The sequence below is a fragment of the Dietzia cinnamea NBRC 102147 genome, from assembly GCF_001571065.1.
GTDB lineage: Bacteria > Actinomycetota > Actinomycetes > Mycobacteriales > Mycobacteriaceae > Dietzia > Dietzia cinnamea.
The window spans coordinates 39,837-53,796 of record NZ_BCSW01000003.1 but is presented as its reverse complement, the minus strand read 5'-3'; the positions used below and the strand labels follow the sequence as shown (position 1 = coordinate 53,796).

The 13,960-nt window shown below is 71.2% G+C and carries 15 protein-coding genes; 14 read left to right on the top strand and 1 reads right to left on the bottom strand.

Annotation, left to right across the window (positions count from 1 at the left end):
- The first annotated feature begins 29 nt into the window (after positions 1–29).
- The 9 genes from DCI01S_RS02130 to DCI01S_RS02090 all read left to right on the top strand — a co-directional run bounded on the left by DCI01S_RS02130 (position 30) and on the right by DCI01S_RS02090 (position 10,784).
- Positions 30–1,376, top strand: coding sequence for a M16 family metallopeptidase (locus DCI01S_RS02130; protein WP_061227730.1), 1,347 nt, complete (start codon positions 30–32; stop codon positions 1,374–1,376).
- A 34-nt stretch (positions 1,377–1,410) separates the two neighbouring features.
- Positions 1,411–2,160: a 4-hydroxy-tetrahydrodipicolinate reductase gene (dapB, locus tag DCI01S_RS02125; RefSeq protein ID WP_061227797.1), complete on the top strand. Its 750-nt coding sequence runs from the start codon at positions 1,411–1,413 to the stop codon at positions 2,158–2,160.
- 10 nt (positions 2,161–2,170) lie between these two features.
- Positions 2,171–2,650: a hypothetical protein gene (locus tag DCI01S_RS02120; protein WP_061227729.1), complete on the top strand. Its 480-nt coding sequence runs from the start codon at positions 2,171–2,173 to the stop codon at positions 2,648–2,650.
- The gene (locus DCI01S_RS02115; protein ID WP_007629933.1) at positions 2,647–3,099 is read left to right on the top strand and encodes a flavodoxin family protein; all 453 of its coding nucleotides are present in this window, start codon (positions 2,647–2,649) and stop codon (positions 3,097–3,099) included. Before DCI01S_RS02120 ends, DCI01S_RS02115 begins: the two co-directional genes overlap by 4 nt.
- A 38-nt stretch (positions 3,100–3,137) precedes the next feature.
- A complete protein-coding gene (gene thyX / locus DCI01S_RS02110; protein ID WP_007629931.1) occupies positions 3,138–3,890 on the top strand; it encodes an FAD-dependent thymidylate synthase in 753 nt (250 codons plus the stop codon).
- Between the two features lie 58 nt (positions 3,891–3,948).
- The gene (gene dapA, locus DCI01S_RS02105; RefSeq protein ID WP_043567479.1) at positions 3,949–4,896 is read left to right on the top strand and encodes a 4-hydroxy-tetrahydrodipicolinate synthase; all 948 of its coding nucleotides are present in this window, start codon (positions 3,949–3,951) and stop codon (positions 4,894–4,896) included.
- Complete coding sequence (locus DCI01S_RS02100) at positions 4,893–7,142, top strand: ribonuclease J (protein ID WP_061227728.1); 2,250 nt, start codon at positions 4,893–4,895, stop codon at positions 7,140–7,142. The genes dapA and DCI01S_RS02100 overlap by 4 nt, the downstream gene beginning before the upstream one ends.
- Positions 7,143–7,146: 4 nt before the next feature.
- Positions 7,147–7,803 (top strand): TIGR03085 family metal-binding protein, encoded by a 657-nt coding sequence (locus DCI01S_RS02095; protein ID WP_082767596.1) that lies wholly within the window; start codon positions 7,147–7,149, stop codon positions 7,801–7,803.
- A 62-nt stretch (positions 7,804–7,865) separates the two neighbouring features.
- Positions 7,866–10,784 carry a DNA translocase FtsK gene (locus DCI01S_RS02090; RefSeq protein WP_082767608.1) on the top strand — a complete coding sequence of 973 codons (2,919 nt, stop codon included), beginning with the start codon at positions 7,866–7,868 and terminating at the stop codon, positions 10,782–10,784.
- A gap of 3 nt (positions 10,785–10,787) precedes the next feature.
- Here DCI01S_RS02090 and DCI01S_RS02085 read toward each other — a convergent pair whose 3' ends face one another.
- Positions 10,788–11,069, bottom strand: coding sequence for a YciI family protein (locus DCI01S_RS02085; protein ID WP_061227727.1), 282 nt, complete (start codon positions 11,067–11,069; stop codon positions 10,788–10,790).
- Positions 11,070–11,157: 88 nt separating this feature from the next.
- Here DCI01S_RS02085 and pgsA point away from each other — a divergent pair, with 88 nt between their 5' ends.
- From pgsA to DCI01S_RS02060, 5 genes are all read left to right on the top strand, one after another.
- Positions 11,158–11,745 (top strand): CDP-diacylglycerol--glycerol-3-phosphate 3-phosphatidyltransferase, encoded by a 588-nt coding sequence (pgsA, locus tag DCI01S_RS02080; protein ID WP_061227726.1) that lies wholly within the window; start codon positions 11,158–11,160, stop codon positions 11,743–11,745.
- A 7-nt stretch (positions 11,746–11,752) separates the two neighbouring features.
- A complete protein-coding gene (locus DCI01S_RS02075; protein ID WP_061227725.1) occupies positions 11,753–12,304 on the top strand; it encodes a nicotinamide-nucleotide amidohydrolase family protein in 552 nt (183 codons plus the stop codon).
- Between the two features lie 16 nt (positions 12,305–12,320).
- Positions 12,321–12,635, top strand: coding sequence for a helix-turn-helix domain-containing protein (locus DCI01S_RS02070; protein WP_061227724.1), 315 nt, complete (start codon positions 12,321–12,323; stop codon positions 12,633–12,635).
- A 96-nt stretch (positions 12,636–12,731) separates the two neighbouring features.
- On the top strand, positions 12,732–13,559 hold the full coding sequence (locus DCI01S_RS02065; protein ID WP_061227723.1) for a PspA/IM30 family protein: 828 nt from the start codon (positions 12,732–12,734) through the stop codon (positions 13,557–13,559).
- A gap of 67 nt (positions 13,560–13,626) precedes the next feature.
- Positions 13,627–13,821, top strand: coding sequence for a DUF3046 domain-containing protein (locus DCI01S_RS02060; protein WP_061227722.1), 195 nt, complete (start codon positions 13,627–13,629; stop codon positions 13,819–13,821).
- Positions 13,822–13,960 lie beyond the last annotated feature (139 nt).

Sequence of the window (13,960 nt, the reverse complement as noted above, 5' to 3'; positions counted from 1 at the left end):
CGCGAGAAGCAGACCGACGATGGAGGGCCGTGAACCCAGAGATCCGCGTGGACCGGACGATCCCCGGCGTCAGAGTGGTGACCGAGGAACTCCCGTGGTGCCACACCGCCGCGGTCGGCATCTGGATAGGCGCCGGGTCGGCGGACGAGGGCCCCGACGAGCACGGCGCGGCCCACTTCCTCGAGCACGTCCTGTTCAAACGCACGACCACCGCGTCCGGGCGCGAGCTGTCCGAGCGGATCGACCTGCTCGGGGGCGACCTCAACGCCTACACCGGGCGCGAGCACACGTGCTACCACGTCCAGGTCCCCGCCGAGGGGCTGGACACCGCCGTCGACGTCCTGGTGGACGTGGTGGCCAACGGGTCCTGCGACCCGGAGGACGTCGAGGTGGAGCGCGACGTGGTGCTCGACGAACTGGCGGGTCGGGCGGACGATCCGGAGGACCTCGCGTGCGAGCTGGTGGCCACCGCGGCCCTGGGACGCGATCCGCTCGCCCGCCCGGTGATCGGCACGGAGGAGTCGGTCGAGGCGCTCGACACCGACACCCTCAGAGCGTTCCACCAGCGCATCCTCGGCTCCGGAGACGTCGTGGTGGCGGCCGCGGGACGCATCGACCACCACGCGCTCGTCGCCCGGATCGCCTGCGGACCGCTGCCCGTGGCGGTGGCGCGGAGTCTCCCCGGCGCGGATGCTCCCGCCCGGCCGGGCGGGAGCCCGCGGTCCATCGTCACGGCTCGCGGGCGGCTCGCCGTCGACCGCGCTGACCCCGGCTGGGCGACCGCTCCGGTGTTGGTCGGCGAGGACGAGGACTCCGAGCAGGCACTGCTCGCGCTGGCCCGCCGCACCCCCGCGCGGGGTCACGGCGACCGAGCGGCCGCCCAGATCGGCACCGCGGTCCTGGGCGGCGGGCTGAGCTCGCGCCTGTTCCAACGGATCCGGGAGGAGCTCGGTCTGGCCTATACGGTCTACGCCGGCATGGACCAGTTCCACCCGACCGGGCTGCTCACCGTGGTCGCCGGCTGCCCCGTCGACCGCGTCGGATCGCTGCTCGGGGAACTCGGCGACGTCGTCGACGGGATGCGCACGGCGCCGCCCTCGTCCGACGAGGTGGACCGTGCGATCGGGCACCTCACGGGCTCCATCAGGCTCGGCCTGGACGACCCCCTGTCCCGGATGACGCGGATCGGACGACACCTGCTCGACCGCGACCGGGTCGTGACGGTCGAGGACTCCGTGGCCCGGCTGCGGCGGGTCACCGCCGGTGAGGTCGCCGACTACTGGGGCGCCGAGTCCGCACCCTGGTGCCTGGCCGCCGTCGGACCCGGCATGCCGGACGACGGCGCGGCGGGATTGCTCGCGCGCGTCGGCGGATAGTCTGGGGAGGACGACGATGACCACGGAGGAGACGATGACGGTGACGAAGGTCGGGGTGCTCGGGGCACGCGGCAAGGTGGGTTCGGCGATCTGCGAGGCCGTTCGCGCGGCCGGGGACCTGGAGCTCGTCGCCGAGGTCGACCAGGGCGACCCGCTCAGCGCGCTCGTCGACGCGGGGGCCGAGGTCGTGGTCGATTTCACCCATCCCGATGTGGTCATGGGCAACCTGGAGTTCTGCGTCGCCAACGGCATCCACGCCGTGGTCGGCACGACCGGGTTCACCGACGAGCGCCTCGAGGCCCTCCGCGGTTGGCTCGCCGACAGTCCGGACACCGGGGTGTTGGTCGCACCCAACTTCGCGATCGGCGCGATCCTCATGATGAGGTTCGCCGTGCAGGCGGCGAAGTACTTCCCGTCCGCCGAGATCATCGAGCTCCATCACCCGAACAAGGCGGACGCGCCGTCCGGCACCGCGTACCGCACGGCCGCCATGATGGGCGCCGCGCGGGCCGAGGCGCGGCTCGGTCCGTCGCCGGACGCGACCTCCACCGCGCTCGACGGTGCCAGGGGAGCCGACGTCGACGGCGTCCGCGTCCACTCCGTCCGGCTGACCGGCCTGGTCGCGCACCAGGAGGTGCTCCTCGGGACGCAGGGGGAGACCCTGACGATCCGTCACGACTCGCTGGACCGGTCCTCGTTCGCCCCCGGCGTCCTGCTGGGTGTCCGCTCGATCGCCGGAGCCCCGGGGCTGACCGTGGGACTCGACGCCTTCATGGATCTGTAGGTCGCCCACAGTGGACAGAGTCGTCAAACCCCTGGTCATGGCCCTCACCGCGGCGGGCCTGGTGGTGGCCTTCCTCTACCTGCTCTACCTGGGGTGGTCGATGTTCCGCGCCTCGGAGCACCTGTCCGTCCGTGGTCTCGGGGTGGGGATCCTCCTGCTCGCCGTCGTCGGGGCGTGGGCCACCTGGGCGATCGTGCGCAACGGGCTGGAGCTGCAGAAGATCTCGGCCGCGGCCGCCGCCGAGGGCGTGGAGCTGGACCTCACCGGGCTAGACCGGCGCCCCTCCGGCCGTCTCGAGCGTGACGCGGCCGACGAGCTGTTCGACCGCGTCAGCGCCGAGTACCAGGCGGCGCCGGACGACTGGCGGTCCACCTACCGTCTCGCGCGCGCCTACGACCACGCCGGTGACCGCGTCCGGGCGCGGGAGATGATGCGCACGGCCATCTCGCTGCACGAGGCCGAATCGGCGCCGGGAGGGGACCCGCGATGAGCACCGTGTTGCTCGTCCACCACGCGCCGTCGCCGCGGCTGCGTCGCATCCTGGAGGCCCTCGAGACCGGGCTCGCCCATCCGGAGCTGGAGGGCATCGCGGTGGAGTCGGTACCCGCCCTGGCCACCACCGACGACCACGTCCTGCGAGCCGACGGCTACGTCCTGCTCACCCCGGCGAACTTCGGGTACATGTCCGGTGCGCTCAAGCACTTCTTCGACCGCACCTATTACACCTGCGAGGGCGCGGTCTCCGGCCGCCCCTACGCGTTGTGCGTGCACGGCGACAACGACACAGCGGGTGCGGTCACCTCCGTCGAACGCATCACGACCGGCTGGGGCCTACGTGCCGTGGGCCCGGCCGCACAGCTCACGGGCGAACCCACACGCGAGGACCTCGACGCCGTCGCCGAGGTCGCGGCCACGGTCGCCGCACACCTGCTCGGCTGAACCGCCGGGCGCACCACGTCACCACGAGGAGACCCATCATGTCCGAGCTCGTCCGGCGGCAGGTCCGCATGGTCGCGCACACCGAGTTCCTCCCACCCGACGAGGTCGGCTGGGAGACCGACGCGGAAGGGGGGTCCGCGCTCGCGGAGTTCGCCGGCCGGGCGTGCTACCAGAGCTGGGACAAGCCCAACCCGCGCACCGCGACCAACGCGGGGTACCTCCGTCACATCCTCGAGGTGGGGCACCTGTCGGTGTTCGAGCACGCCAGCGTGACCTTCTACATCACCGGTATCTCACGATCCTGTACCCACGAGCTGATCCGGCACCGACACTTCTCCTACAGCCAGCTCTCCCAGCGGTTCGTCCCGGAGCACGACTCGAAGGTCGTCCCGCCCCCGGCGATCGCCGACGACCCGGAATTGGTCGAGATCTTCCGCCGGGCCACCGACGCCTCACGCGACGCCTACGCGGAGATGCTCGCGAGGCTCGAGGAGAGGTTCGCGGACGTGCCCAACCCGATGTTGCGGCACAAGCAGGCCCGGCAGGCGGCCCGGTCGGTGTTGCCGAACGCCACCGAGACCCGCATCGTCGTGACCGGCAACTACCGCTCGTGGCGGCACTTCATCGGGATGCGCGCCACCGAGCACGCCGACACCGAGATCCGGGGCCTCGCGATCGACGTCCTGCGGCAGCTGCGCGAGGCCGCGCCGGCCGTGTTCTCGGACTTCGAGATCGCCACCCTCGAGGACGGATCGGAGATCGCGGTCAGCCCGTACGTGCTCGAGGGATGAGCACACCCGCCGGGTCGGAATCGGGATCCGGACCAGGCTGCGGGTACCCTGGGAGACCATGACACACGTGACCACCGGGGGGCCGACACCGGCCGGTAGTGGCCGGGCCCCCGCCGAGACAGGGCGCCCGGCGCCGTTCGGCACGGTCGTCACGGCGATGGTGACCCCGTTCGGGGCCGACGGCTACGTCGATCTCAAGGCCGTCGCACGTGTCGCGCGACATCTCGTGGACTCCGGATGCGACGGCCTCGTCGTGTCCGGGACCACGGGCGAGTCGCCCACCACCACCGACGCGGAGAAGATCGCGGTCCTCGAGACCGTCCTCGCCACTGTCGGGGACAGGGCGACGATCGTCGCGGGCGTCGGGACCTACGACACCGCGCACTCCGTGCACGCGGCCCGACAGGCCGCGGCCTCCGGGGCGCACGGACTGCTCGTCGTGACCCCGTACTACTCCAAGCCCACCCAGGCGGGCCTGGACGCCCATTTCCGCACCGTCGCCGACGCGACCGACCGGCCGGTGATGCTCTACGACATCCCCCCACGGTCGGTCGTCCCGATCCAGGCGGAGACGCTGATCGGTCTGTCCGCACACCCGAACATCGTGGCCGTCAAGGACGCGAAGGGTGACTTCCACGACGCGGTCACCGTCATGTCGCATTCCGACCTCATCTACTACTCGGGGGACGATCAACTCAACCTCCCGTGGCTCGCCGTCGGGGCGAGCGGCTTCGTCAGCGTGATCGGCCACGTGGCCGCGCCGCGTCTGGTCGAGCTACGCCGCGCGTTCCTGTCCGGAGACATCGAGACGGCCCGCCGGATCAACCTCGGACTCCTCCCGCTCTTCGACGCCCAGCGGGCGCTCGGGGGCGTGTCGATGTCCAAAGCAGCACTAGAACTTCTCGGGATCCCGGCCGGTGTGCCGCGACTCCCGCAGTTACCACCCACCGACGAGCAGCGAGGGGCCCTCGAGGCACTGCTGCTCAGAGCAGGAGTCACCAGATGACGGAAAGTTCCTCCACCGGCCGCGGACGCGGCCGTACCCGACGCGCCGCGGGCCGCCCCTCGGGCGAGCCGGCGCCCACCACCGCGGTGCAGTTCACCGAGCCGATCCCGGCCGCGGACACCCCTGCCGCCGAGTCGGCACCGACCCGATCCGGCAGGGACAAGGCTCAGCAGGACAAGAGCCAGCAGGACAAGGGCCAGCGCGGCGGCCAGCTGGGCAGGTCCGACCAGGGCAACGGCGGCCAGAACAAGGGCGGCCAGAACAAGGGCGAGCAGGACAAGGGCGGCCAGAGAAAGGCCGACCAGGGCAGGGCCCAGCAGGACTCGTCCAGGGGCGGCTCACGGGGTCGCGGTCGCGGTTCCGCCTCCGGCGGTCAGGAGGGTAGCGGCCAGAAGTCGGGCGGCCAGAAGCCCGCTGGTCAGAACGGCGGGAACCAGGACTCCGGCGGTCAGAACGGCGGACGCGGGCGCGGCGGCCGCAACCGGGGCCGCGGACGCGGCGACACGTCGACGGCCGAGTTCGGCGGGGTCAAGACCATGCAGGGCGGCGACATGACCGTGCGCATGCCCCGCCCGCCCAAGCCCCGGAAGGGCGCCCTGCGGATCGTCGCGCTCGGCGGCATCTCCGAGATCGGCCGCAACATGACGGTCTTCGAGTACGACTCGAAGTTGCTCATCGTGGACTGCGGCGTCCTGTTCCCGAGCTCGACCGAGCCCGGAGTCGACCTCATCCTCCCGGACTTCGGGCACATCGAGGACCGCCTGGACCAGGTCGAGGCGCTCGTCCTCACCCACGCCCATGAAGACCACATCGGGGCGATCCCGTTCCTGCTCAAGCTGCGCCCCGACATCCCCGTGGTGGGCTCCAAGTTCACCCTCGCGCTGGTGGCGGCCAAGTGCCAGGAGCACCGCATCAAGCCGGTGTTCCGCACGGTCGACGAGTCCAGCGTCAGTGACCTCGGCAAGTTCCAGGTCCGCTACTTCGACGTCAACCACTCGATCCCCGAGTGCCTGGGCGTGGTCATCAAGGCCGGCGACAACACGGTGATGATGTCCGGCGACATCAAGCTCGACCAGCTCCCCACCGACAAACGCCCAACCGACCTGCCCAAGATGTCGAGGTTCGGCGACGAGGGTGTCGACCTGCTGCTCCTGGACTCAACCAACGCGACCACGCCGGGCATCAGCCCCTCCGAGTGCGGAGTCCGGCCCGCCCTGCAGCGGCTCATCGCCGACGCGCGCCAGCTCGTGGTGGTCGCCTGCTTCGCCTCCAACGTCTACCGCGTCCAGTCCGTAGTCGACGCGGCCGCCGCCACCGGCCGCAAGGTCGCGCTGACCGGTCGGTCGATGCTCCGCAACATGGAGATCGCGCTCGAGATGGGGCTCCTCACGGATCCGGACAGGGTTCTGGTGGACATGGACACCGCCGCCAAGCTGCCCTCCGAGAAGGTCCTCGTGATGACCACCGGTACGCAGGGTGAGGCCATGGCCGGACTCTCGCGGATGGCCCGCCGCGAGCACCGGCAGATCAACCTGTCAGAGGGTGACACCGTGCTGTTCTCCTCGTCGATCGTCCCGGGCAACGAGGAGTCCGTCTTCGGCGTTCAGAACGGACTGTCGCAGATGGGCGTGAACGTGGTCACCAGTCGCGAGGCGGACATCCACGTGTCCGGCCACGGGTACTCCGGCGAGCTGCTGTTCATCTACAACGCCGTTCGCCCGAAGAACGCCATGCCCGTGCACGGCGAGTGGCGGCACCTGCGGGCCAACAAGGCGCTGGCGATCGCCACCGGCGTGGCCGAGGAGAACGTCGTCCTCGCCCAGAACGGCGTGGTGGTGGACCTCGTCGACGGCAAGGCCTCCGTGGTGGGCCAGGTGCCGGTCGGCAACCTGTACGTAGACGGCCTGTCCACCGGCGACATCGGGGACACCGTGCTGGCGGATCGCACGGCCCTGAGCGAGGACGGCTTCATCGTCGCCACCGTCGTGGTGGACCCGCGCACGGGACGGCCCGTGAGCAAGCCGCAGATCATCGGCAAGGGCTTCACCGACGAGCCGGGCGCGCTGGCCCCGGTGGTCGAGCTGGTGGAGAACGCGCTGTGGGATCTCGCCGGCGAGGGCGAGACGGATCCGTACCGGATCGCCCAGGCGGTCCGTCGCGCCGTCGGCCGCTGGGTGTCGGAGAAGTGGCGCCGCAAGCCCATGATCGTGCCGACCGTCATCACGTCCGCCGTAGCCGAGGTCTGAGACCGTGGGTCCCGACCGTCCGAGCCTGGCCCAGCGGGAGCGGAGCGCTCTCGTCGAGACGATGCGCGCCGTCGGGCCGGACGCCCCCACGCTGTGCGAGGGATGGACGACAAGGGACCTGGCCGCCCACCTCGTCGTACGAGAGGGGCGGCCTGACGCCGCGGCCGGGGTCGTGGTCCCCGCGTTCGCGGATCGGCTCGAGCAGATCCGGCTCCGTGAGGCCGAGAGACCGTGGGAGGAGCTCCTGTCCGCGATCGCCGCGGGCGCGCCGTGGTACTCGCCGTTGCGCTACGCGGACCGCGTGGCCAACACGGCCGAGTACCTGGTCCACCACGAGGACGTCCGACGCGGCGGACCGGGGTGGACCAGGCGCGGGTTCGACCTCGAGGACCTCGAGCGGGTCTGGACGCTGGCCACCACCGTGGCGCGCACGTTCCTCCGCAAGGTCGACGCCCGCGTGGATCTGCGCACCCCTTCCGACATCGGCTCCGCGAAGATCGCACCGGTCTCGACGGGCGCCGCGTTGGCGCCCTTGGTGAGCGTCTCCGCCGATCCGGTCGAGCTGCTGCTGTGGGCGTTCGGTCGAGACGAGGTCGAGGTCGACTTCTCCGGAGCGCAGCGGGGGATCGACGCGCTGCGGGCCGTTCCGCGAGGCCTGTAGAAGAGCCCCCCGCCCGTGTGGCTGCTGTTACCGGTGGTGCCTGAGACGATAGAGTGACGGTCATGGCATCCACCTCGAGCACGCGATCCTCCCGTGCCCCCGGCGGCCGACGTCCGGCTCCGACATCGGGAGCGAAGCGATCGACCACGTCCACCTCGTCGTCGTCACGGGGTGGCGGTTCCCGGCGTGGAGCGGTGGTCTCCACGCCCAAGAAGGGCACGCGTGGCGGCGCGCGGACGGCATCCCCGGCGCCCGAGCGGACCTCCGGTGCGTTCGGCGCCGTGGGCCGCGGCCTGCGCGGGGGATGGTCGGCGGTGGCCAAGGGAGTCGGGCACGGTGTCCGTGGCCTCGGAGGAGGGGACGACGACGACAAGGTGATCCCTCCGCACCGCCGGGACGGCCTCGGGCTCGTCCTCATCGGCATCGCTATCGTCTTCGCCGGCGCCGTGTGGTTCGGCGCGGCCGGGCCGGTCGGGGACTGGATCGACACCGGGATCCGCACGATCGTCGGCACCCCCGGCGCGTTGCTACCCCTGCTGCTGGGCGGGTGGGGCGTGCTCGTCATGGCGCGTGAGCCGCGACCGGACGTGCACTCGCGCTGGCTGGTCGGCGCCACTATCACCGCTCTGGGCGTCCTGGGCCTGTGGCACCTCGGCTCCGGCTCGCCGACCGATCCGGGCGGCGTGCGCTCCGGCGCCGGCGTCCTCGGCCGGATCGTGGGCGGCACGCTCGAGGCCGGGTTGTCGGTGTTCGTCGCCGTCCCGTTGCTCGTCCTCCTCGTGGCGTTCGGCGTCCTCGTGATCGTGGGTAGGCCGGCTCGCGAGATCCCCGGCATCGTCCGTGGCTTCTTCGGCTGGGACGGCAGTGGCGACATCGTCGACCACGACTACGACGACGCCGAGGGGGACTGGGACGACGAGGCGACCACCGCGTATCCGATCGCCGAGACCACGGGGCAGGAGGACTCCGGGCGTGCGGCCACGCGGCGCAGCTCGCGGCGGCGCGTCGCCGCCTGGTCCGACACCCCCACCACGGGCGAGACCGTCGAGATGCCGCGGGCCTCTCGCGGCGCCACACAGGCACGGGACACCTCCGACGCGGACCTCCCCGGTGACGGCGCGACGCTCGACGACGAGACCCCGGCGCCGACCCGCACCCGGCGCGCCCCGCGCCGGACCGAGGTCCTGCCGGCCGGCGAGGACCCGGCGGCCGACCCCACGTCGGCGGCCGACCCCGCGGCCCGTGCCGCGGCGGAGGAGGCCCCCACCCGAGTGGCATCACCGCGGACCTCCGCACCCACGCCCGCGGCCCGTGCGTCCGCGCCCGCCCCGGTGACGCCCGCGGTGGACACCTCGGCCGTGCCGCAGACCAACACGCCGTCGACGCACACGGCCGCCGAGAGCGACACGGAGCGGCTCTCCTCGCAGACCCAGCTCCTCAGCGGCATCGACTACGCGCTGCCGCCGGTCAGCCTGCTCACCGCCGGCGACCCGCCCAAGGCGCGGAGCGAGTCCAACGACCAGATGATCGAGGCCATCCAGGGCGTTCTCGAGCAGTTCAAGATCGACGCCGCCGTCACCGGTTTCACCCGCGGCCCGACGGTCACCCGCTACGAGGTGGAGCTCGGACCGGGCGTCAAGGTCGAGAAGATCACCGCACTGCACCGCAACATCGCGTACGCGGTGGCGACGGACAACGTGCGACTGCTCGCGCCGATCCCCGGCAAGTCCGCCGTCGGTATCGAAGTGCCCAACCTCGACCGCGAACTCGTCCGGCTCGCCGACGTCCTCACCGACCCCAAGACCGCGAGCAAGCACAACCCCATGCTCATCGGTCTGGGCAAGGACATCGAGGGCGACTTCGTCACTGCCGACCTCGCCAAGATGCCGCACCTGCTGGTCGCCGGCTCGACCGGCTCCGGTAAGTCGAGCTTCGTCAACTCGATGCTCGTGTCGCTGCTCACGCGCGCCACCCCGGACGAGGTCCGTCTCATCCTCATCGACCCCAAGATGGTCGAGCTCACGCCGTACGAGGGCATCCCGCACCTCATCACGCCGATCATCACGCAGCCCAAGAAGGCGGCCGCGGCCCTGGCGTGGCTCGTGGAGGAAATGGAGCAGCGCTATCAGGACATGAAGTCCACGCGGGTACGGCACATCACCGACTTCAACGAGCGCGTGAAGTCCGGGGCCATCACCGCGCCGCCCGGCAGCGAGCGGGTCTACCGCCCGTACCCGTACATCGTGGCCGTCGTCGACGAGCTCGCCGACCTCATGATGACCGCACCGCGCGACATCGAGGACGCGATCGTCCGCATCACCCAGAAGGCGCGCGCCGCCGGCATCCACCTCGTGCTGGCCACGCAGCGGCCGTCGGTCGACGTGGTCACCGGCCTGATCAAGACGAACGTGCCGTCGCGGCTGGCGTTCGCCACCTCGTCACTGACGGACTCGCGCGTCATCCTCGACCAGGCGGGCGCCGAGAAGCTCATCGGTATGGGTGACGGCCTGTTCATCCCGATGGGCGCCTCCCGCCCCATCCGTATGCAGGGCGCGTTCATCACCGACGAGGAGATCCACGAGGTCGTCGACTACGCCAAGAACCAGGCCGAGCCGGAGTACGACGAGTCCATCACCGCCGCGAAGGACGACGGCAAGAAGGACATCGACTCCGACATCGGGGACGACCTCGACGACCTGCTCGCCGCGGTCGAGCTCGTGGTCTCGAGCCAGTTCGGCTCCACCTCGATGCTCCAGCGCAAGTTGCGCGTGGGGTTCGCCAAGGCGGGCCGCCTCATGGATCTCATGGAGTCCCGCGACATCGTGGGCCCCTCGGAGGGGTCCAAGGCGCGCGAGGTCCTGGTCAAGCCCGAGGAGCTGGCGTCGGTGCTGTGGATGATCAAGGGCGGGACCCCGCCCGAGGACGATCCCGGCGAGCAGCCCGCCGAACTCGACGCGCCGGCCGAGACGCCGGTCGGATAGCGGTCAGGAGAAGGCGCCGAAGACGGGCCTCCACTCCCGCACCGTGATCTCCGAGACCATCCCGCGTAGGCAGTGGGGGTCGTCGTTCACGAGGGAGCGCGCGGCCTCGTCGTCGTCGGCCTCCACGAGCAGCAACGCGCCTGAACCGTCGACGAACGGTCCCACGGACCGGATGGCGCCGGCGGTGACCTGCGCGTCCAGCCACTCACGGTGGGCGGGTTTGTTGGCCTCGCGCTCCTCGCTCTGGGCGGCCTCGTAGCGGTAGGTGACGGCGAACAGCGGCATGGGTGGCTCTCCCTCGGGGGTCGGCGGTGACGGGCGGGGGTGCGCCCGGGGCCAAGGGTATTCCCCGGGGTCTCGCTAAGGTGTGGGGGTGACTGCTTCCACGCGCGAGGACGGCCGCCCGGCCGCCGACGTCCCCGTTCTCAACATCGCGAACGTCCTCACCGTGCTGCGGATCCTCCTCGTGCCCGTCTTCGTCGTGATGTTCTTCGTCGCGGGCGCCCAGGAGCCGTGGTGGCGGGTGGGCGCGTTCGTCGTCTTCGCCGTGGCCATGCTCACCGACTACGTGGACGGCTACCTCGCGCGGCGGCTCGGCCTGGTGACCGACTTCGGCAAGATCGCCGACCCGATCGCGGACAAGGCGCTCATCTCCGCCGCACTCATCTCGCTGTCCCTCGTGGGCGAGCTGTTCTGGGCGGTGACCGTCGTGATCCTCGTCCGCGAGGTGGGTATCACGCTCTGGCGCCTGTTCGGCGTCGACTACGTGGTGGCCGCCAGCAAGGGCGGCAAACTCAAGACCGTGACCCAGACCCTCGGCGTGGGAATGCTCATCCTGCCGCTGCCGCACTGGGTGTGGCCCGCCGAGTGGGTCGTCATGGGCATCGCCGTGGCGCTGACCGTGTACACGGGCGTGGACTACCTGGTCAAGGCCAGGCGGGCCGCGCTCGTGCGGAGCTGAGACCGGTATGGACGCCGTACCGCCGTCGCCGGACACCGCCCCACCGTCACCGGCCGCCGCGGCGGCCGTCGCCGCGCTCCGCGACCGCGGGTGGACGCTGGGCACTGCCGAGTCCCTCACCGCCGGGTTGCTCGCCGCGACCGTCGCCGAGGTTCCTGGCGCGAGTGCCGTGCTGCGCGGGGGACTGGTCGTCTACGCGACCGCCCTCAAGCACGAGCTCGCCGATGTGCCCACCGACGTCCTCGAGCGCCACGGCGCGGTGTCCCCGGAGACCGCACGCGCCCTCGCCACGGGCGCGGCACGACGCTGCGGGGCGGAGGTGGGCGTGGGACTGACCGGCGTCGCCGGGCCCGACACCCAGGAGTGCAGACCGGTGGGCACCGTGTACGTGGGCCTGACGACCCCGGACCGCGCGGCGTGGTCGGTGCCGCTGTCCCTGTCGGGCGGCCGGTCCGCGATCCGCCGCGCGGCCTGCGAGTCGGCGTTGGCGCTGGTCGTCGCCGCGGCCGGTGGGGATACGGGGGGCGACGACGGCGACGGGAACGAATCCGGGAACTGACGCGTTGTACCGAGTGATGCCGAACATCCAGATGACCACACTGCCCCGACCGGACCAGCCCGGAGCGACTCCGCTGCTGCGCGAGACCCTCGGTACCGTCCTGCGCGGGCTTCGCGGGGAGACGGGTCGGACCCTGCGTGACGTGGCCGACGCCGCGCGGGTCAGCCCGGGCTATCTCTCCGAGATCGAACGCGGCCGCAAGGAGGCCTCGAGCGAGCTCCTCGCCTCCATCTCGGGGGCGCTCGACGTATCCCTGGGCGAGATCCTCATCCGCGCCGCGCTCGCGGTCTCGCCTCCCGGGACCCTCGCGGAACCCGTACTCGCGGCCTGACAGTGCCGCCGCGTCGCCCGGTGGTCGCACACGGGCGTCGTTCGGTACCGTGGAACAGACCCGTCGTCCGAATCGGCAGAAGGACACTACGCAGCGATGGCCAATCCGTTCACCAAGGCATGGCGCTACCTCATGGCGTTGTTCGATTCGAAGATCGACGAGAATGCTGACCCCAAGGTTCAGATCCAGCAGGCGATCGCCGACGCGCAGCGCCAGCACCAGCAGCTCTCGCAGCAGGCCGCGGCGGTGATCGGCAACCAGCGTCAGCTGGAGATGAAGCTCAACCGGCAGCTCGCGGACATCGAGAAGCTCCAGGGGTCGACCCGCCAGGCGCTGCAGATGTCCGAGCAGGCGCGCAACAACGGCGACATGCAGAAGGCCACCGAGTACGAGAACGCCGCGGAGGCGTTCGCCGCGCAGCTCGTGACCGCCGAGCAGAACGTCGAGGATCTCAAGGGTCTTCACGACCAGTCGCTCCAGGCCGCCGCGCAGGCCAAGAAGGCCGTCGAGCAGAACGCCATGGTTCTGCAACAGAAGGTCGCCGAGCGCACCAAACTGCTCAGCCAGCTCGAGCAAGCCAAGATGCAGGAACAGGTCAGCGCCTCCCTGCAGTCGATGTCGGAGCTGTCGTCGGGCGGCAACACCCCGAACCTCGACCAGGTCCGCGACAAGATCGAGCGTCGCTACGCCAACGCCCTCGGCTCCGCCGAGCTCGCGCAGAACTCCGTGCAGGGCCGGATGCTCGAGGTCGAGCAGGCGTCGACCCAGATGGCCGGTCACAGCCGCCTCGAGCAGATCCGGGCGTCGATGAAGGCCGAGGGCGGCCAGCTCGGCCAGGGCTCCGGTGCCGCCGGTCAGATCGGCCAGGGCCAGTCCCAGCCGGCCACCCCGCCGCAGCAGCAGGCGCAAACCGAACAGCAGTGATTTCTGGGCAACGGGCCGTCGGCGAGCGTGCCGGCGGCCCGTTGTCGTCCGCAGGGGAGGGTGAGACGTGACGCTGACCGAGTTCCAGGCACGCACGGTCGAGGCGTTCGGTACGCTGCGCGCCGACCATCTGGTGCGCTCGCACCACCTGGCGGCGTGCGGCGGTAGGACCGCACGCGAGGCAATCGACGCGGGGGAGTCCGTCAAGCGCGTGTGGCTCGCACTGTGCGACGAGTTCGAGGTGCCCGAGCATCTGCGCTAGGCGGATCCGCGGGGCGTGTCCCTCGACCTCGAACATCCGTTCGGCTACACTCAAGGGTATGTGATGGCGGGTCCACCGTCCACAGGGATCCACAGGGCGTGCCTCCTCCACAGGGGGAGGTCGCCGGATACGGCGCGAG

What these genes read in the sequence shown, in the direction of transcription:
- DCI01S_RS02075 (WP_061227725.1), top strand. Translation starts at nt 11,753, where the DNA reads ATGGACGCCGTACCGCCGTCGCCGGACACCGCCCCACCGTCACCGGCC.
- DCI01S_RS02090 (WP_082767608.1), top strand. Translation starts at nt 7,866, where the DNA reads ATGGCATCCACCTCGAGCACGCGATCCTCCCGTGCCCCCGGCGGCCGA.
- DCI01S_RS02115 (WP_007629933.1), top strand. Translation starts at nt 2,647, where the DNA reads ATGAGCACCGTGTTGCTCGTCCACCACGCGCCGTCGCCGCGGCTGCGT.
- DCI01S_RS02085 (WP_061227727.1), bottom strand. Translation starts at nt 11,069, where the DNA reads ATGCCGCTGTTCGCCGTCACCTACCGCTACGAGGCCGCCCAGAGCGAG.
- dapA (WP_043567479.1), top strand. Translation starts at nt 3,949, where the DNA reads ATGACACACGTGACCACCGGGGGGCCGACACCGGCCGGTAGTGGCCGG.
- DCI01S_RS02065 (WP_061227723.1), top strand. Translation starts at nt 12,732, where the DNA reads ATGGCCAATCCGTTCACCAAGGCATGGCGCTACCTCATGGCGTTGTTC.
- DCI01S_RS02100 (WP_061227728.1), top strand. Translation starts at nt 4,893, where the DNA reads ATGACGGAAAGTTCCTCCACCGGCCGCGGACGCGGCCGTACCCGACGC.
- dapB (WP_061227797.1), top strand. Translation starts at nt 1,411, where the DNA reads ATGACGGTGACGAAGGTCGGGGTGCTCGGGGCACGCGGCAAGGTGGGT.
- DCI01S_RS02070 (WP_061227724.1), top strand. Translation starts at nt 12,321, where the DNA reads ATGCCGAACATCCAGATGACCACACTGCCCCGACCGGACCAGCCCGGA.
- thyX (WP_007629931.1), top strand. Translation starts at nt 3,138, where the DNA reads ATGTCCGAGCTCGTCCGGCGGCAGGTCCGCATGGTCGCGCACACCGAG.